This window comes from Klebsiella sp. 2-CIP_Kleb., from assembly GCF_050378715.1.
In the GTDB taxonomy this organism is placed as follows: domain Bacteria; phylum Pseudomonadota; class Gammaproteobacteria; order Enterobacterales; family Enterobacteriaceae; genus Klebsiella; species Klebsiella quasipneumoniae.
Genome location: NZ_JBNRLG010000003.1, coordinates 39,019 through 55,481 on the forward strand (window position 1 = coordinate 39,019; position 16,463 = coordinate 55,481).

A 16,463-nucleotide genomic window follows, 5' to 3' on the forward strand; every position below is an offset into this window, starting at 1 on the left:
CAACGATGACAGTTATGGCGCCGCTTTTTACGCCGGGTGGTGGCGGCAGCGAGACGAGTCAGCTTACCCGCGCAGACGCGCAACAAAGTCGGTCAGCGCCTGGCGGGCGTCCCGATTTTCCGCTTCCAGCACCATCCACGGGCTAAACGCCCAGGGCGTGGCGGCCAGCGCGCTTAACATCGTTGCCAGGTCAACCCACTGATAATCCATGACTTCATCGTCATTAGGCTGCACTTCGCTCACCACGCGCGCGGCATACACCGGGCATACTTCGTTCTCAACGATGCCGTTTGGGGCGACCGCCCGGTAGCGGAAGGCCGGGTGAACCGGCGCGATGTCGGCGATCTCCACGCCGAGTTCGAAGCGGCAGCGGCGCGTGACGGCCTGCTCGAAGGTCTCGCCCTGCTGGGGGTGTCCGCAGACCGAGTTGGTCCATACCCCGGGCCAGGCTTTTTTGCCCAACGAACGACGAGTGACCAGCAACTGACCCTGCTGGTTAAACAGCCAGCAGGAAAACGCGAGATGTAAAGGGGTATCAAGCGTATGGGCGGCATACTTCTCTAGCATACCGGCAGGCTGATCCTGCTCATCCAGTAAAATGACGTGTTCCCCGGCCATGACGACTCCTGAAAATAAATAAAGACCCGGCACAAACCCGCCGGGTCATGTACTCAGGCCACTAGGTTAGCCCATAAATGGCAGAAAGGCATTACCAAAACAAGCCCTGGAGGCGGCTCTGTGAGCGGCCACCCGCATGTTGGGGAAGACCACCATGACGTGCGGCACCAACAGTAATCACTGTTCGTCACGGGCCGTATTCGATGGCTGGGGGGATTGGTTTCGCCATCAGGGATGACGCCCTGCGCCGCGGACTGGTATGATATTCGCCCTGATTGCGAGGTAAGTGGTTGTGTTAAGTGCAGGATGCCTGATGATGAAACGCGTTTATATGACACTGATGCTGGTGGTAAGCCTGGCGCTGGCTGGCTGCTCCAGCACCTCCGATTCCGGTACGACCTACACCGTTAAACGCGGCGATACCCTGTATGGCATCTCCCGCACCACCGGCACCAGCGTTCGCGATCTGGCCCGCCTGAATAACATCTCCCCGCCTTACACCATTGAGGTGGGGCAGAAGCTGAAGCTTAACGGCAGCAGTTCAACGAAGACAACGAAGAAAAAATCTTCCTCTACGCGCACCGCGGCGGTCACGCCTTCGTCCGCAGTACCTCAGTCCTCCTGGCCGCCGGTGGGACAGCGCTGCTGGCGCTGGCCGACCAGCGGCAAAGTGGTCCTGCCTTATTCCACCGCCGATGGCGGCAATAAAGGCATTGATATCGCCGGAACCCGCGGTCAGCCGGTGTATGCCGCCGGGGCGGGCAAGGTGGTCTACGTCGGCAATCAGCTGCGCGGCTATGGCAATCTGATCATGATTAAGCACAGCGAGGATTACATCACCGCCTATGCCCACAACGATAAGCTAATGGTGAATAATGGCCAGAGCGTGAAGGCCGGCCAGCAAATTGCCACCATGGGCAGTACGGATGCCGACTCAGTGCGGCTGCATTTCCAGATCCGCTACCGGGCGACGGCCATCGATCCGCTGCGTTACCTGCCGCCGCAGGGAAGTAAACCTAAGTGCTAAAAGGTTATTTTATCGCCAGTCAGCATCCGGCAGGCTTGTCACAGGGTGCGTAAGGGCTATAATGCTTCTCGCACCTCTTCGCGGGCGTAGTTCAATGGTAGAACGAGAGCTTCCCAAGCTCTATACGAGGGTTCGATTCCCTTCGCCCGCTCCAATTTCAAGTCTCCTGAAGTCTACCCAACTCAATTTTCCCTTGAAAAATAAGCGGTTATAGCTTTCTGTTAGTCTATTGAACTCCGACGGAGGACTCCACTTTGGTTGCCGGATCGGCGTTTTGCGCTGCTGGCGCTGGAGTCGTAGCGTTTAGTGATATTTTCGCACTTATCCTGTTTCCGCAGGATGAGTGATTTTACGCAACCGGCTCGCGCTGACGACGACCGATACCGCAGAGGCCGCGGCGGCGCTCCACAGCGCAACATGAATTGCCCTTTCATCTGCTGCCAGCAGAACGCCTACAGCGGCGGCTCCCAGGCACTGCCCGAAAGTGCGCATAATGGATAAAACACCGGACGCATAACTCGCGTGCTCACGAATAACGTTTGAGAGCATTTCCCGGTTATTGGGACTCTGAAAGCAGCCAAACCCTATTCCGCACACCAGACTTCGCAGGCAGATATCCCACATTGAAGGGCTGGCGGGTAACGTCGCCAGCAGGATCAAACCGACGACAAATATCACCAGCCCCAGAGTGGATATCGCCGGGGCTGATATCGTGTCCGCCCAACGGCCTGCATGCGGCGCAATCACCACGATCCCTAATGGCCACGGCGTAAACAGCAGGGCAGACACTACCGGACTGTAGCCGTATTCGCTCTGAAACAGGAAGGGTAGCGCAATAAAGGTGATCCCCTGGCTGACAAAAGCAATCATCGACGTGAAGGCCGCGAGGGTAAAACGTTCATTTTTAAACATGGTCGGCGGCAGTAAGGGATGACCCGTGCGGCGGATTTGCCAGATAAAAGCCATGCCGCTCAGCGCAGCGAGAGCCATCCAGCAAAGGCTGCCGAATTGATAAGTGGCGTTCTGTAGGCTGTTCGCCGCCATGATCGTCGAACCCAACAGCAGCGCCGACAATATGGCGCCCAGGGTGTCGAAGGGCGCCTGTATACGGATCGCATCCCGCGGCAGCGCTCTGACCGCCAGCAGTAAGGCGAGGGTGCCGGGAAGAACGTTTATCGCAAACAGCCATTGCCAGCTCAGGGTGTGAAGGATCGTACCACCCAATACCGGGCCGATAGCGGAGCTGGAGGCAATGAGCAGGGCATGGAACCCCAGAATGCGGCCAAGTAATCGTCCGGGAAATACGGACCTGAGTATTGCGGGGGCAATACTCAGCGTTGCCGCGCCGCCGATCCCCTGAAGCACGCGCATACCGATAAGCACTTCGGGCTTATTCGCCAGCGCGCAACCCAGTGATGTCAGGGTAAAGGTCGTCAGGCCCGCCAGAAATACGGGGCGATAACCCAGACGGGCCGCAAGCGCCGCGAATATCGCCAGCGTCATCGCAGCCGCCAGCAGATACCCGTTGGCGAACCAGACGGCAATACCGGCAGGTACCTGCATCTCCTGAGCCATTGAGGGCAGGGCAATGTTGATCATGGTGCCATCAAACACGCCCATTAAGGTGGTGGTCATGATTGCGGCCATCACCCGTGCGCGCGCCGGGCCAGGCAGTCCTTCGTCGCCGGGTTGGCTGGAAAAGAGCGTCATCATTTGTCCTCTGAGAAGAGTGTATGGATGACAAAACTATAAAGATGGCTTTTACCAGGCGGAAGGCGCACTATTTTCACTTTATTGTTGCATCAAACGCCTTATCTTAATGTGCTGGGAGAAAGGGTAATGTCTGATCCCGATTTTAATTTGCTGGTAGCTCTCGACATATTGCTGAGTGAAGCGAGTGTCGCAGGTGCGGCACGTCGTCTGAACCTCAGCACCTCGGCCATGAGCCGAACATTAAGCAGATTACGCGATGTCACAGGAGACCCGATTCTGGTGCGCGCCGGGCGTAACATGGTACTGACCCCGTGGGCCGAAGCGACCCGGGATCGCGCCAGGCGTGCAGTGCACGAGGCCAGGGCAGTATTGCAGCCCTCAACGGAAACGTTCTGCGCGCGAAGTCTGGCGCGTCTTTTTACCATCAGGGCAAACGATGGTTTTGTGGTGGCGTTTGGGCCTGCGCTCATCGCAGCGGTTGCCGACGCCGCGCCTGACGTCTGTATACGCTTCGCGCCTAAGCCGGAAAAAACGTCGCGCTATCTTCGGGAAGGGCTGGTTGATCTGGAGATTGGCGTTCAGAGTAATATGGGGCCAGAAATACGGCTGCAACGACTGTTTGAGGATCGGTTTGTTGGCGTCGTGCGTAAAGGGCACCCGTTGGCTAAGCAGGCAGAAATAGGCGTGGGTGATTATGTCGCCTGGGGCCATGTGGTAGCGTCACCCGAGGGCGCGTTGCACGGATCCGTTGACGATGCGCTGGCCGAACTGGGGACAAAACGTAAAATTGCGAGCGTCGTACCGGGATTTCCGACAGCACTGTCCGTGGCGCTGGAATCGGATCTTATCGCCATGATACCCGCACTCTATTTACTCAATCAGCAGGTAACGGACCAGGTACACGTTTTCGAGCTGCCGTTCAAAAGCCGTCGTATTACGGTATCGCAGATGTGGCACCCAAGGATGGAACGCGACCCCGGTCACCGCTGGCTGAGAAAGCAAATTCTTGCGATATGCGGTGGGGGGAGGTCAGTCATGGCCTGACCAAATAGACATGTCCGCGCTACAGTCTCGCCACAGCGATCGCTGCTTTCAAAGGATGAGACTCATGACGGCATACGGAACGGAAATTTTCTCAATGAGCGATCTGAACAGACTCACGATCGAAGTCTCCATACTTCGATAGACCGTTTATGTTCATTCCGTGAGACCTAATCGAAAACCCTCGTGGTACCTTTAAATTAACAATTAACGACGAATAAAGGACAGCTTCCCTGCCCTTTATTCTTTTTTATTCAGTTTTGCTCTCGCGCGATCGCAATACCTCACCGACCACAGGAGCAGCGGTAAACGCATTTGGCCATCCCGCGTAGAACGCCGCCTGGGCAACCACTTCTCCGGCCTCTTCAGCCGAAAGCCCATTATCCATCGCTCTGTTCAGGTGGTAGCCAATCTGCGCGCTCTGTCCGGCGGCGATTAACGCGCTGACCGTCACCAGGCTTCTGTCGCGGGGGGTAAGCGCGGGCCGTTGCCAGAGGTCGAGAAACAGCGGGTCGGCGGTAAATTTAACCAGGCCAGGCGAAATGGGGCCGACATTTTTCTCCACGGTATCTGCACGCTGCTTTTCTACCTGTTCATTGAGGGGCAGCAGCGTCGGCGAGGCGGCGGGCAGGGCCTCTGCCGTCACGCCCCTGGCTTCAAAGATGGCTTTAGCGACGCTGACGGCTGACATCGCATTGGGCCAGCCAGCGTAGAAGGCGAGGTGAGTAATGATCTCTGACACTTCCGCTGGCGTCACGCCGCTATCGAGCGCGACGGCAATATAGTGCTTCAGCTCTCCTGGCTGGTTGCGGGCAATCAGCATCGCCATGGTCACGATGCTACGGTCGCGGGCGGACAGGGCGTCACGTTGCCAGAGGTCGTTGCTGATGGCCTCGCGGCCGAAGCGCGCCAGCGCCGGCGACACCGCTTGAATATCAGCGTCCGTAAGGGTAGAAGGGGTAATTTTCATCATAGCTTCATCTCTTTGTTCGTTGGCATAAGCAAAATCAGACAGCACAAGCGACAAGGCTGCCGCGGCAATCACGTTTTTCATATTTGCTCCTTTCCGATCCACAGGGCGGATCGTTAGCGCGTCCACACCTGAGGATGGTCTTTTGTTTGCGGCGTGTTTTGCGCCATCACGCCGGTGAGGAAGTGCGGCTGATAGGCTTCTTCCAGATAGCGGATTTCTTCCGGGCTCAGTTGAAGGGCTACAGCGTTGACCGCGCCGTCAACATGATGCTTTTGCGTGGCACCGACCACCGGGGCGGTGACTTTAGTCAGCAGCCAGGCCAGCGAAATTTCGGTCATGGAGACCTGATGCCGTTCGGCAAGTTCGGCGACGCGGGCAATAATGCTCCGATCCTGCTCTGCCGTGCGGTCGTATTTGCCCCGGGCATAATCATCTTCCACCGCTCGCCGCGTGTGGCCTTCTAAGCGGGCGAGACGGCCGCTGGCCAGTGCGCTATAGGGAGTCATAGCGATATTATCTTCCGCGCACAGCCCGAACAGCTCTCGTTCGTCTTCACGCATAATCAGGTTGTAGTGGCTCTGCACAGAAACAAAGGACGTCAGCCCTTCGCGTTCGGCAAGGGCGTTCGCCTTCGCCAGCTGCCAGGCATAACAATTGGAAATGCCAATCGCGCGCACCTTGCCGGCGGCGACAGCGGCATGCAGCGCCTCCAGCACGTCGATAACCGGGGTGTTGTAATCCCAGATGTGGTAAATGTAGAGGTCGATGTAGTCCATCCCGAGGTTTCGCAGACTCTGGTCAAGCGAGCGGGTGATCGCCTGTTTTCCGCTGATCCCCCCGGCAATCTGGGCAGCGGTTCGTGGCAGAAACTTGGTGGCCAGCACCACATCCTCGCGTTTTGCCATCTCCCGCAGCGCCCGGCCAACGTACCGTTCGCTGGAGCCGTTCTGATAGGCGATGGCGGTATCGTAAAAATTGATGCCCTGTTCCAGCGCGTAGCGGATGATCTCCCTGCTGGCTGTTTCGTCCAGCGTCCAGCGATGCTGGCCCGTTGACGGATCGCCAAACCCCATACATCCCATGCAGATGCGGGAGACCAGTAAGTCACTCTTCCCGAGCCGGGTATACTGCATCTTTATTTTCTCCCTTTGGGTTATTCCACCAGAGTTTTAAGCCGTGCGATCAGTCTGGCCGCGTGTTCCCGGGCACGCGTTTTTTGCTGAGCGATTTTGTCGGCATCCCGGTCGGCGTAGCTAATGCCGCAGGTATAAACCGGCGCCAGCAGCTCAAGATTGCACAGCCTGGCCGTGGTCTCGAAGGGAAGGAGATACTCCTCAATGGCATGGCCAAAGAAACCGTCAGCGGTATAGAGCGTCTGTGGCGCTCCCGTGGTGAAGGAGAGGATCAGCTTTTTACCACCCAGTTTCGCCGTTGAGCCATGGGCGAAGCCGTGGACAAAGACCTCGTCCAGCCACTGTTTCATTAACCCGGGCAGCCCATACCAGCTAAAGGGAAACTGCCAGACAATCACATCCGCCTGCAGCAGGCTTTCCTGCTCTGCGGCGATGTTGAATTTGCCGTCCGGATAGAGCCAGTCCAGACGACGGATTTCCGCATCAGGCAGGGCGGTCGCCAGCTCATCGAGGATGGTGGCGTTGGCGATGGAATGGTTAAGATCCGGATGCCCGGAAACGATAAGGATATGAGGCTTTCTCATCGTTACTCCTGAGGTTTAAATTCGGCAGAGAAGAGGTTTTCCCAGTTAATAAACGAGCCGAGTGGAATACACTCGAAGGTTAATAAACCCGCCTTCGCCAGCGGAAATTCGGCCATGACGTTATTCGCCTCTTCCACGGTGTCGCACTCTAGGAAAATAGCGACGCCGGGTCGGTCCTGACGGAAATAGATGTCGCGGATAAAGCCAGATTTATACAGCCCCCAGGCATGGAGGGCTTCCGCGGTAAGGTGCGGCGCATAGTGTTCCAGCGTTGCGCCGGGCGCGGGGATATCCAGACATAAAATTCGCATCGTTGTCTCCGGAAAGTCGTTATCAGCGGGAAGAGACAAAAGTATACGAGCCACAGGGAGTGAAGATTAGGCGGTCATTGACTTAAGAATATTTAGCCTGTACTTAATAATCAGGCGAGACTGTCGCAAGGAGATGCTATGAATAACGCACTTTATAATCAAATACGCATCTTTCAGAGCATTGCGCGCGAAGGCAATATCTCGGCCGCGGCGAGGAAATTAGAAATCACGCCGCCGTCTGTTAGCAATGCCCTTAAGCTGCTGGAGGAGCATATCGGTCATCCGCTTTTTGTGCGTACCACCCGGCGAATCGAGCTGACGGAAACCGGCCAACAGCTGCTGGAGCAAACCGCTGCGGCGGTCGAGGTTCTGGAAACATCGCTGGAGAGCCTCCGCGACCAGAATCGGGAACCCTCCGGGGCGGTGAGAATTACGCTCTCGCGCTTTGCCTACCTGCTTATTCTTAAACCGGCGATGGCGGCTTTCTGTCAGCAATACCCGGGGATCCAGCTGGAAATATCGGTCTATGACGGTACCGTCAATATCATTGAAGAACGATTCGACCTTGGGATCCGCTTTGGCGATATTCTCGAAGGCGGGGTGGTCGCCCGCCCGTTAATGAAACCGTTTCGCGAAGGGTTATATGCCTCCTCAGCCTATCTGGCCGAATATGGCGTGCCTGAGTCGCCCGCCGATCTCATCCATCACCGGCTGATTGGCTATCGCTTTATTACCAACCACCGTATCCTCCCGCTGATCCTCAATGACCACGGCGAGCAACTCACCGTGGAGATGCCGGGGCAGTTAATTAGCAATGATATTGACGTCATGGCAGACGGTATCCGCCATGGACTGGGGATTGGCCGCTTGTTTGAACCTATCTGGCAGCTACAGCCCGATCGTGAACAGTTTCTACCGGTGATGGAGGACTACTGGAAAACCTATCCGCCGGTTTATCTCTATTACCCGAAAAACGCGGGTAAAACGAAAAGGGTGAAAGCCCTGATTGATTTTCTGATAGCGCATACTGCGGCATAAAGGCTATTTTGCGTGCGAAATGTCTGAAGACACCGGCACTGTCTTTCCCTCTGCCTTAACCCTATACTCCCTGCGGATAAAGCAGTTTTTTATCGCGGTGTAACGGCTTATCCCATCGTCAACGCGATGGGCGGGGAATTTCAATAAGGGAGAGGCAGCAATGGGCAGACGCTTAATGGTCTGTGTGTTCGCGCTGGTGGCGTTTTCAGCGACTGCAGCGCATGGCCATCACGGCCAGTCGGTAATATCGGGCGCCGACGGCGGCAACGGTTCGGACGGCGGCAGTAGCGATAATTCCTCGGGGCGGGCAGGGTGCCCGGGCGGCACCGATCCCGATAAGCACGGCCATTTTTACCTGCCCGGCACCCGCGAACCCTGCAATCCTGGCCCTCAGGATGCAGAGAAAGTCGGGTCTTCCCGCTAGCGTTCAGCTCAGATCGTGCAGCGCTTTGTCCAGCGGCGGGGAAAGCTGAATATCCCGAAATGCAACCGCCAGTCCGCCGCGCTCCGGTGAGCAGCACATGACGCCGGCTTTTACCGGGCCTGGCGGAAAGTAGCCAAGACGCAGCAGCGGCCAGCGCTCGCCGTCGGTCGAATACTGCAGCCTTAACGCATCGCCTTTGCGGGTCAGCCGTAGCCAGAAAGTGCGCGGGTCGCCGGGGAAAAGCCCGGTGGCCCAGTCGGAGTGGGTTAACGTCAGCACGCTGCCGATGGCCGGGGCATCGTCATTAAACTCAATCCCCGCTTTCAGCCAGGTCTGCTCGTCCGCCATCATCATCAGCCCGGCCTGGTCGTAAAGCGTGGTGAAATCCGCACAGATTTTTGCCTGCAGGGTAAAATCGCCCTCCACCTCAGCGGCATAAAGATGGCCGGAGAAGCGTTCGAAGCCATACCAGGTATGGCGCCAGAAGTCGGTATGCTTATCGGTGACCACCGTCAGGCCGTCGGCATCGCGGTGCCACTCGGCAGGTTCATTAATCCAGTGAAAGGATGGCTGCATTTTTCCTCCGGAACAGGCTTATAACAGCGACTGCAGCGCGGGCGACGCCATGCTGGCCTCAAAGGGAATAATCTCCGTATGGGCGAGGCCCAGCTGCTGGAAGGGATCCTGGCCCAGACGCGATTCCAGAATTTCCCGGCTGTCGCATTTCGCCAGAATCACCCCGCCGGTACGAGGAATACGGCGGCCGGAGGCGAGAAAGAGGCCGTCAGCATAGCATTTTTTGAGCCATTCGACGTGGGCGGGGATCGCGTTGTCAATCTCTTCGAGCGGTTTTATATACGTTAAAACAACCACATAAATCGTACTCATCCTGAAAACCCTGTCAATCCGATGGGATCTTCAGCCTGACACATTTCAATGATGGATAAAAGAAAGCGCGGCATTTTTGCGTGCTATTGAGCAGGAGGCGCGTGTTGCAACTGCAGGGAGATTTATCGCAGCTGTGAAAAAAACATATATGTATTTTCGAATGTATATTGATCTTTAATCGTGGTCCCGTATGCTGTCCGTCACGCTTGAGGAGAAACCATGTCTTTATTACCCCTGCAACTGTTCAAAAACCTCGCCGATGAAACCCGGCTGGGGATCGTGCTGTTGCTCAAGGCGCGGGGAGAGCTGTGCGTGTGCGATCTCTGTACGGCGCTCGCCCAGTCCCAGCCCAAGATCTCCCGCCATCTGGCAATGCTGCGGGAGAGTGGGCTGCTGCGGGATCGAAAACAGGGTAAGTGGGTCCATTATCGCCTCTCTCCGCAGATGCCGGCCTGGGCGGCGCAGGTGATTGAGCAGGCCTGGCTAAGTCAGCAGGACGATGTGCGGCTGATGATCAGCAGACTGACTGACGGGCCGGGTTGCCGGTAAAAAATTTATCTTATCATATATGATTTTTCGAATGTGATTGGTGGAGGAACGATGTTGCTGGCAGGTGCGATTTTTGTCCTGACCCTGGTGCTGGTGATCTGGCAGCCGCGGGGTTTAGGGATCGGCTGGAGCGCGGCCTTTGGCGCGGCGCTGGCGCTGGTCACCGGTGGCGTACAGATAGCCGATATCCCGGTGGTGTGGCATATCGTCTGGAATGCCACCGCCACGTTTATCGCCGTGATCATTATCAGCCTGCTGCTCGACGAGTCCGGCTTTTTTGAATGGGCCGCGCTACACGTTTCCCGCTGGGGAAGAGGGCGGGGTCGTCTGCTGTTTACCTGGATTATCCTGCTCGGCGCGGCGGTGGCGGCGCTGTTTGCCAACGACGGCGCGGCGCTGATCCTCACGCCCATCGTGATTGCCATGCTGCGGGCGCTGGGGTTCAGTAAGGGAACGATGCTGGCCTTTGTCATGGCAGCCGGGTTTATTGCCGATACCGCCAGCCTGCCGCTGGTGGTGTCGAATTTAGTGAATATCGTGTCGGCAGATTTCTTTGCCATTGGCTTCAGGGAGTACGCTTCGGTGATGGTGCCGGTCGATCTCGCGGCGATCCTCTCCACCCTGGCGATGCTGCACCTGTTCTTTCGCAAGGATATCCCACCCGCCTGGGATATGGCGTTACTGAAAGCGCCGGCCACGGCGATAAAAGATCCGGCGACGTTCCGTACCGGCTGGGGCGTGCTGCTGCTGTTGCTGGTCGGCTTTTTCGTTCTTGACCCGCTGGGGATCCCGGTCAGCGCCATCGCGGCGCCGGGAGCGGGGATCCTGTTTGCTGTAGCGAAGCGCGGGCGAGTGATTAACACCGGCAAGGTGCTGCGCGGCGCCCCATGGCAGATTGTGATCTTCTCGCTGGGGATGTATCTGGTGGTGTATGGCCTGCGAAACGCCGGATTAACGGATTATCTGACCACGGTGCTAAACATGCTGGCGGAGCGCGGGCTGTGGGCCGCGACGCTGGGCACCGGTATCCTGTCGGCCTTCCTCTCTTCGATCATGAATAATATGCCCAGCGTGCTGGTCGGCGCCCTGTCGATTGATGGCAGCGCGGCAACAGGGACGATCAAAGAGGCCATGATATATGCCAACGTCATCGGCTGCGATCTGGGGCCCAAAATCACGCCGATTGGGAGCCTGGCCACGCTGCTCTGGCTGCATGTGCTGACGCAGAAGCACATCACCATCGGTTGGGGTTATTATTTCCGCTGCGGCATCATCATGACCCTGCCGGTGCTGCTTGTGACGCTGGCCGCGCTGGCGCTGCGTCTTTCCTTCAATCAGCCATGAGAACGTGCTATGAGCATCACCATTTACCATAATCCTGACTGCGGCACCTCGCGTAATACCCTGGCGCTGATCCGCAACAGCGGCGCTGAGCCCACCATTATCTATTATCTGGAGACGCCGCCGTCGCGCGATGAGCTGCGTCAGCTGATCGCCGCGATGGCGATCCCGGTGCGGGCGCTGCTGCGGCAAAACGTCGAACCCTACGATGCGCTGGGCCTGGCGGAAGACCGGTTTACAGATGACCAGTTAATCGACTTTATGCTCCAGCATCCGATCCTGATTAACCGCCCGATCGTGGTGACGCCGCGGGGCACCCGACTCTGTCGCCCGTCAGAGGTGGTGCTGGAGATCCTGCCGGCGCCGCAAAAAGGCGCCTTCGTGAAGGAAGACGGTGAGCGGGTCATTGATCGGGCGGGGCAGCGTGTGAAATAGCGCGCAAAATGGCGCCGGCTATAGCAGCCGGCAAGCCTTGTAAATCCTGCCGCACGGTTGGCTCTCCGGGGGTAGCACCTGGATGGCTTAACAATATTCTCCCTTAGCGCTATTTCTGCCTCCTCCGGCCCGTTTCCCTTACTTTTCCTGTCGTTATATGCCCTGCCCGCACCGACGGTTTTTGTCCTTTGTTAATCAATCAACTTACTGTTTTTAATAAATAAAATTATGTATTCTGCACAATGGCATAATGTCAACGCCGTTTACGTTTTTGCGAACATTAAATCTATAAAACTAGATGTTTGTCGACTTTTCATCTAAAAAGGAACGGTAAGGGGCTGGACAAAACCACTGCATGGTTATCAAATGGTTAAAAATGCTCGTATCTGATGTTAAGACAAACAAATTATAAATCGTCAGCCCGCTTTATACGGTTAACTTGCGCTGCGGCGCACCTTTTCTGGAGAATTTATGCATTCCTCTGTTAATAAAAACGAAAGCCGTACCTTTTTCGGCCATCCTTATCCGCTGGGCTCCCTTTTCTTCACTGAAATGTGGGAGCGTTTCTCGTTTTACGGGATCCGTCCCTTACTGATCCTGTTTATGGCGGCGACGGTTTACGACGGCGGGATGGGGCTGGCGCGGGAGAACGCCTCGGCGATCGTCGGGATTTTTGCCGGCAGTATGTATCTGGCCGCGCTGCCGGGCGGCTGGCTGGCGGATAACTGGCTAGGCCAGCAGCGCGCCGTCTGGTACGGCTCGATTCTTATCGCCCTCGGGCACCTGTCGATCGCCCTGTCGGCATGGCTGGGCAACGACCTGTTCTTTATCGGCCTGATGTTTATCGTCCTCGGTTCCGGGTTGTTTAAAACCTGTATCTCGGTGATGGTCGGTACCCTGTATAAAAAAGGCGACGCGCGCCGCGACGGTGGTTTCTCGCTGTTCTACATGGGGATCAACATCGGCTCGTTTATCGCGCCGTTAATCTCCGGCTGGCTGATTAAATCCCATGGCTGGCACTGGGGCTTCGGCATCGGGGGGATCGGGATGCTGGTGGCGTTGATCATTTTCCGTGTCTTTGCCGTACCGTCGATGAAGCGCTATGACGCGGAGGTTGGCCTCGATTCCACCTGGAACAGCCCGGTGGCGAAAAAGAATGGCGTTGGGGCGTGGCTGCTGGCGCTGGCCCTGGGAGTGGCGGTGCTGGTCACGCTCATTAGCCTGGGCACGATCGTGATTAACCCGGTGGCGGTGGCCAGCGTGCTGGTCTATGTGATTGCCGCCTCCGTGGCGCTCTATTTCATCTGGCTGTTCGTCTTCGCCGGCCTGAGCCGTAAAGAGCGGGCGCGCCTGCTGGTATGCTTTATTTTGCTGGTCTCGGCGGCCTTTTTCTGGTCCGCGTTTGAACAGAAACCGACCTCCTTCAACCTGTTTGCTAACGACTACACCAACCGGATGATCGGCGGTTTTGAGATCCCCGCGGTCTGGTTCCAGTCGATTAACGCCTTGTTTATCATTCTGCTTGCGCCGGTCTTCAGCTGGGCATGGCCAGCGCTGGCGCGCAAAAACGTCCGTCCGGGCAGTATGACCAAATTCGTCATTGGCATCCTGTGCGCGGCGGCGGGCTTTGGCCTGATGATGCTGGCGGCGCAGAACGTCCTGAACAACGGCGGGGCCGGTGTGTCGCCGCTGTGGCTGGTAGGCAGCATCCTGATGCTGACGCTCGGCGAACTGTGCCTGAGCCCGATTGGTCTGGCGACCATGACCCTGCTGGCGCCGGAGAGAATGCGCGGCCAGATGATGGGGCTGTGGTTCTGCGCCAGCGCGCTGGGTAACCTGGCGGCGGGGCTGATTGGCGGTCATGTGAAGGCCGATCAGCTGTCGCTGCTGCCGGACCTCTTTGCCCGCTGCTCTATCGCGCTGCTGATCTGCGCCGCCGTACTGGCCGTGCTGATTGTCCCGGTCCGCCGGATGCTGGAGAACAGTCAGTCCAGCGCCGCGCAAAAATCCGTCAGCAACGCCTGACGCGATCCCCAGGCCGGTCCCCCGGGACCGGCTTGTTTTTTGTCCAACCCCCGCCTCAGCTGTGCAAAATCCCCTTTTCTGAATGCGCGATGTCCCATAACGTGAGCGTGTTCTTTGAAATCACGTCGCTTTCCGGTCCATAGTGTAGTCAGGTTTACTATGTGGTTAATATAAGGACACACCTATGCCAGCAGTCATTGATAAAGCATTGGATTTCATTGGTGGTATGAATACGTCTGAGCCAGTACCACAGTCTATGGATGAAAGTACCGCGAAGGGAATTCTCAAATATTTGAAAGAACTGGGCGTGCCAGCCAGCCCGGCCGATGTCGCTGAGCGCGGTCAGCAGCAGGGCTGGAGCGCCGGGTTTACCGACAAAGTGGCGGAGTGGGCTGAACGGGTCGCCGCCGGCGAACGGCTGGTGATTAAGCATCCGGAATTCTTTTCCACCTACATGCGCGAAGAGCTGCGCGCCCTGGTGTAATCGCCGCGCATCAATCCCGCGTCTTCTGTTAAATGCCTTCCCCATCCGGGAAGGCATTCTTGCTGATGACAAACCTGTTTGGTTATTGTGCCCGCCTTTCTGCCGGGCGGCGGCTTCGCCTTACCCGGCCTACGAAAGGCAGCAATATCAAACCGTTATGCGGTTGGCTGTAGGCCCGCGCAAGCGCAGCGCCGCCGGGCAATCCCTGAAGATTGCCCGGTGGCTGATGACAAACCTGTTTGGTTATTGTGCCCGCATTTCTGCCGGGTGGCGGCTTCGCCTTACCCGGCCTACGAAAGGCAGCAATATCAAACCGTTATGCGGTTGGCTGTAGGCCCGCGCAAGCGCAGTGCCGCCGGGCAATCCCTGAAGATTGCCCTTTGGCTGCAGTTTGAATGCCTTCCCCTCCGGGGAAGGCATTTTTGTTACTGGCCGCGGTAGCCGCCGCCCAGGGCTTTGATCAGGGTAATGTCGGTGCTCAGCCGCTGGGCCTCAATGTCCAGGAGCAACAACTGCTGGGCAAGAACCGCCCGTCGGGCCTCTTCGGCGGCGTAGCGGCTGAGCAGGCCGCGCTGATAATGGGCGCGAGCGCTGTCGGTGGTGGTCTGCGCCGCGGTGACCTTCAGCTGCTGCAGCGCACGCTGCTGATTCAGGTCGTTAAGCTGGCTGGAGCTGATGGCGACATCGCGAACCGCGTCCAGCACCGCCTGGTTGTACTGTTTGATCAGAATATTGCTGGCGGTGCGCACCGACTGCAGATTGGCGTTCAGACGACCGCCGTCGAAGATCGGCAGATAGAGCCCGGGCAGCAGGTTGATCTGCTGGAAAGAGGACTTAAACAGATCCCCGACGCTGAGGGCGTTATAGCCCCAGAACGCTTTGATATCAAAATGGGGATAGAAGGCCGCTTTCGCCGCGTCGACCTGGCTCAGGGAGGCGGTCACGTACCCGCGCAGCGCCTGCAGGTCCGGGCGGCGGGCCAGCAGCTCGAAAGAGAGCGACGGCGGCAGCGTCTCCTGGAGCGCAGGCAGCGCTACCGGATGGATCGCCGGCATGCTTTGCGCATCGGCGCCGATCAGCGCCCGCAGGGTTTCACGATACTGGGTCAGCATCCCCTCGGCGCTAATGATCTGCTGGCGGGCGGCGAGCTGTTCGGCCTGGGCGTTGGCCACGTCCACGCTATCCTCCACACCGCGTTGGGTCCGGTGCTCGTGGGCCGCCACCGAGAACTGGGCAATGCCCTCCAGCTCCTGCAGCAGCGCGATTTTCTGGAATGTCGCCTGCATGGCGAAATAGAGCTGCGCCACGCTGCTGGCGATGTCGAGCTCAATGCCGGCGGTCTCCGCCAGCCGGGCGTTTTTCTCGCCAATGGCGGCGGCGACCCGGGCGCGATCGGCTCCCCAGAGATCGATATTCAGCTGCGCCCCGACGCCAACGGTGTTCAGCGTATACCACGGACCGTTCTTATCCACCGGCAGGGAGTAGGAGTAGGGCCAGCTAAAGGATTTGTCGGTGATCCGCAGGCGGTTTTGCGCCGCGACGGCGGTAGCCTGCAGGCCCATCGCCGACTGGGCGAGTTCCACCGTAGACTGCGACTGGGAGATGCGCAGCCGGGCGGCCTGCATGGTCGGCGAATTCTGCAGCGCCCGATTGATCAGCATATTGAGCTGAGGGTCATCGTAGGCCTCCCACCAGCGGGCTGCCGGCCAGTTGCTGTTTGCCAGGTGGATCACCTGCGCCAGCTGGGCCTGCTGCGGATTGACGATGGCGACCTGGGCAGGCTCGTCCTGAATCAGCGCGCAGCCGCTGAGCAGCGTCAGCGTCAGGGTAAGGAGAGTGTCGCGCAGCCGCGCGGAGAAAGGAAGGATCATCATGACGT

At 57.8% G+C, this 16,463-nt stretch carries 18 protein-coding genes and 1 tRNA gene; 10 read left to right on the forward strand and 9 right to left on the reverse strand.

Features of this window, described 5'->3' with window-relative positions; genetic code table 11:
* Positions 1 to 63: 63 nt before the first annotated feature.
* A complete protein-coding gene (gene idi, locus ACQUTP_RS13120; RefSeq protein WP_004205328.1) occupies positions 64 to 618 on the reverse strand; it encodes an isopentenyl-diphosphate Delta-isomerase in 555 nt (184 codons plus the stop codon).
* 313 nt (positions 619 to 931) lie between these two features.
* Here idi and actS point away from each other — a divergent pair, with 313 nt between their 5' ends.
* Both actS and ACQUTP_RS13130 read left to right on the forward strand, forming a co-directional pair.
* Positions 932 to 1,645 (forward strand): amidase activator ActS, encoded by a 714-nt coding sequence (gene actS, locus ACQUTP_RS13125; RefSeq protein ID WP_017899801.1) that lies wholly within the window; start codon positions 932 to 934, stop codon positions 1,643 to 1,645.
* A gap of 80 nt (positions 1,646 to 1,725) precedes the next feature.
* Positions 1,726 to 1,799: transfer RNA gene (locus tag ACQUTP_RS13130), tRNA-Gly, on the forward strand.
* A gap of 167 nt (positions 1,800 to 1,966) precedes the next feature.
* On the opposite strand, the gene ACQUTP_RS13135 is transcribed toward ACQUTP_RS13130, so the two are convergent.
* Positions 1,967 to 3,355: an MFS transporter gene (locus ACQUTP_RS13135; RefSeq protein ID WP_048295570.1), complete on the reverse strand. Its 1,389-nt coding sequence runs from the start codon at positions 3,353 to 3,355 to the stop codon at positions 1,967 to 1,969.
* Between the two features lie 129 nt (positions 3,356 to 3,484).
* Between ACQUTP_RS13135 and ACQUTP_RS13140 the strand changes: the two genes are divergently transcribed.
* A complete protein-coding gene (locus ACQUTP_RS13140) occupies positions 3,485 to 4,402 on the forward strand; it encodes a LysR family transcriptional regulator (RefSeq protein WP_004205331.1) in 918 nt (305 codons plus the stop codon).
* Between the two features lie 247 nt (positions 4,403 to 4,649).
* Here ACQUTP_RS13140 and ACQUTP_RS13145 read toward each other — a convergent pair whose 3' ends face one another.
* Genes ACQUTP_RS13145 through ACQUTP_RS13160 form a run of 4 tightly spaced genes read right to left on the reverse strand, consistent with a single transcriptional unit; the run spans position 4,650 to position 7,400 of the window.
* Complete coding sequence (locus tag ACQUTP_RS13145; RefSeq protein ID WP_057212995.1) at positions 4,650 to 5,453, reverse strand: carboxymuconolactone decarboxylase family protein; 804 nt, start codon at positions 5,451 to 5,453, stop codon at positions 4,650 to 4,652.
* 32 nt (positions 5,454 to 5,485) lie between these two features.
* Positions 5,486 to 6,505, reverse strand: a complete 1,020-nt coding sequence (locus ACQUTP_RS13150; protein ID WP_017899804.1) for an aldo/keto reductase — start codon at positions 6,503 to 6,505, stop codon at positions 5,486 to 5,488.
* 20 nt (positions 6,506 to 6,525) lie between these two features.
* Positions 6,526 to 7,089: an NAD(P)H-dependent oxidoreductase gene (locus ACQUTP_RS13155; protein WP_048295566.1), complete on the reverse strand. Its 564-nt coding sequence runs from the start codon at positions 7,087 to 7,089 to the stop codon at positions 6,526 to 6,528.
* A gap of 2 nt (positions 7,090 to 7,091) precedes the next feature.
* Entirely contained in the window at positions 7,092 to 7,400 is a 309-nt protein-coding gene (locus tag ACQUTP_RS13160; RefSeq protein WP_004205336.1) for a hypothetical protein, read from the reverse strand.
* Positions 7,401 to 7,538: 138 nt separating this feature from the next.
* Here ACQUTP_RS13160 and ACQUTP_RS13165 point away from each other — a divergent pair, with 138 nt between their 5' ends.
* Entirely contained in the window at positions 7,539 to 8,438 is a 900-nt protein-coding gene (locus ACQUTP_RS13165) for a LysR family transcriptional regulator (RefSeq protein WP_285756521.1), read from the forward strand.
* A 160-nt stretch (positions 8,439 to 8,598) separates the two neighbouring features.
* A complete protein-coding gene (locus ACQUTP_RS13170; RefSeq protein WP_017899808.1) occupies positions 8,599 to 8,862 on the forward strand; it encodes a hypothetical protein in 264 nt (87 codons plus the stop codon).
* 3 nt (positions 8,863 to 8,865) lie between these two features.
* On the opposite strand, the gene ACQUTP_RS13175 is transcribed toward ACQUTP_RS13170, so the two are convergent.
* Both ACQUTP_RS13175 and ACQUTP_RS13180 read right to left on the reverse strand, forming a co-directional pair.
* Positions 8,866 to 9,438: a DUF1349 domain-containing protein gene (locus ACQUTP_RS13175; protein ID WP_004205340.1), complete on the reverse strand. Its 573-nt coding sequence runs from the start codon at positions 9,436 to 9,438 to the stop codon at positions 8,866 to 8,868.
* 18 nt (positions 9,439 to 9,456) lie between these two features.
* On the reverse strand, positions 9,457 to 9,750 hold the full coding sequence (locus tag ACQUTP_RS13180; protein ID WP_004205341.1) for a YciI family protein: 294 nt from the start codon (positions 9,748 to 9,750) through the stop codon (positions 9,457 to 9,459).
* A gap of 219 nt (positions 9,751 to 9,969) precedes the next feature.
* Between ACQUTP_RS13180 and ACQUTP_RS13185 the strand changes: the two genes are divergently transcribed.
* The 5 genes from ACQUTP_RS13185 (at position 9,970) to ACQUTP_RS13205 (ending at position 14,584) form a co-directional block, all read left to right on the forward strand.
* On the forward strand, positions 9,970 to 10,299 hold the full coding sequence (locus ACQUTP_RS13185; protein ID WP_004205342.1) for a metalloregulator ArsR/SmtB family transcription factor: 330 nt from the start codon (positions 9,970 to 9,972) through the stop codon (positions 10,297 to 10,299).
* A gap of 51 nt (positions 10,300 to 10,350) precedes the next feature.
* Entirely contained in the window at positions 10,351 to 11,643 is a 1,293-nt protein-coding gene (locus ACQUTP_RS13190) for an arsenic transporter (RefSeq protein ID WP_064178216.1), read from the forward strand.
* Positions 11,644 to 11,652: 9 nt separating this feature from the next.
* Entirely contained in the window at positions 11,653 to 12,075 is a 423-nt protein-coding gene (arsC, locus tag ACQUTP_RS13195; RefSeq protein ID WP_017899271.1) for a glutaredoxin-dependent arsenate reductase, read from the forward strand.
* A gap of 471 nt (positions 12,076 to 12,546) precedes the next feature.
* Entirely contained in the window at positions 12,547 to 14,100 is a 1,554-nt protein-coding gene (locus tag ACQUTP_RS13200) for a peptide MFS transporter (RefSeq protein ID WP_049003996.1), read from the forward strand.
* 184 nt (positions 14,101 to 14,284) lie between these two features.
* Positions 14,285 to 14,584 (forward strand): DUF1889 family protein, encoded by a 300-nt coding sequence (locus tag ACQUTP_RS13205; RefSeq protein ID WP_004205347.1) that lies wholly within the window; start codon positions 14,285 to 14,287, stop codon positions 14,582 to 14,584.
* Between the two features lie 425 nt (positions 14,585 to 15,009).
* On the opposite strand, the gene ACQUTP_RS13210 is transcribed toward ACQUTP_RS13205, so the two are convergent.
* Entirely contained in the window at positions 15,010 to 16,458 is a 1,449-nt protein-coding gene (locus tag ACQUTP_RS13210; protein ID WP_048325651.1) for an MdtP family multidrug efflux transporter outer membrane subunit, read from the reverse strand.
* Between the last annotated feature and the right edge of the window lie 5 nt (positions 16,459 to 16,463).

What these genes read in the sequence shown, in the direction of transcription:
- idi (WP_004205328.1), bottom strand. Translation starts at nt 618, where the DNA reads ATGGCCGGGGAACACGTCATTTTACTGGATGAGCAGGATCAGCCTGCC.
- actS (WP_017899801.1), top strand. Translation starts at nt 932, where the DNA reads ATGATGAAACGCGTTTATATGACACTGATGCTGGTGGTAAGCCTGGCG.
- ACQUTP_RS13135 (WP_048295570.1), bottom strand. Translation starts at nt 3,355, where the DNA reads ATGACGCTCTTTTCCAGCCAACCCGGCGACGAAGGACTGCCTGGCCCG.
- ACQUTP_RS13140 (WP_004205331.1), top strand. Translation starts at nt 3,485, where the DNA reads ATGTCTGATCCCGATTTTAATTTGCTGGTAGCTCTCGACATATTGCTG.
- ACQUTP_RS13145 (WP_057212995.1), bottom strand. Translation starts at nt 5,453, where the DNA reads ATGAAAAACGTGATTGCCGCGGCAGCCTTGTCGCTTGTGCTGTCTGAT.
- ACQUTP_RS13150 (WP_017899804.1), bottom strand. Translation starts at nt 6,505, where the DNA reads ATGCAGTATACCCGGCTCGGGAAGAGTGACTTACTGGTCTCCCGCATC.
- ACQUTP_RS13155 (WP_048295566.1), bottom strand. Translation starts at nt 7,089, where the DNA reads ATGAGAAAGCCTCATATCCTTATCGTTTCCGGGCATCCGGATCTTAAC.
- ACQUTP_RS13160 (WP_004205336.1), bottom strand. Translation starts at nt 7,400, where the DNA reads ATGCGAATTTTATGTCTGGATATCCCCGCGCCCGGCGCAACGCTGGAA.
- ACQUTP_RS13165 (WP_285756521.1), top strand. Translation starts at nt 7,539, where the DNA reads ATGAATAACGCACTTTATAATCAAATACGCATCTTTCAGAGCATTGCG.
- ACQUTP_RS13170 (WP_017899808.1), top strand. Translation starts at nt 8,599, where the DNA reads ATGGGCAGACGCTTAATGGTCTGTGTGTTCGCGCTGGTGGCGTTTTCA.
- ACQUTP_RS13175 (WP_004205340.1), bottom strand. Translation starts at nt 9,438, where the DNA reads ATGCAGCCATCCTTTCACTGGATTAATGAACCTGCCGAGTGGCACCGC.
- ACQUTP_RS13180 (WP_004205341.1), bottom strand. Translation starts at nt 9,750, where the DNA reads ATGAGTACGATTTATGTGGTTGTTTTAACGTATATAAAACCGCTCGAA.
- ACQUTP_RS13185 (WP_004205342.1), top strand. Translation starts at nt 9,970, where the DNA reads ATGTCTTTATTACCCCTGCAACTGTTCAAAAACCTCGCCGATGAAACC.
- ACQUTP_RS13190 (WP_064178216.1), top strand. Translation starts at nt 10,351, where the DNA reads ATGTTGCTGGCAGGTGCGATTTTTGTCCTGACCCTGGTGCTGGTGATC.
- arsC (WP_017899271.1), top strand. Translation starts at nt 11,653, where the DNA reads ATGAGCATCACCATTTACCATAATCCTGACTGCGGCACCTCGCGTAAT.
- ACQUTP_RS13200 (WP_049003996.1), top strand. Translation starts at nt 12,547, where the DNA reads ATGCATTCCTCTGTTAATAAAAACGAAAGCCGTACCTTTTTCGGCCAT.
- ACQUTP_RS13205 (WP_004205347.1), top strand. Translation starts at nt 14,285, where the DNA reads ATGCCAGCAGTCATTGATAAAGCATTGGATTTCATTGGTGGTATGAAT.
- ACQUTP_RS13210 (WP_048325651.1), bottom strand. Translation starts at nt 16,458, where the DNA reads ATGATGATCCTTCCTTTCTCCGCGCGGCTGCGCGACACTCTCCTTACC.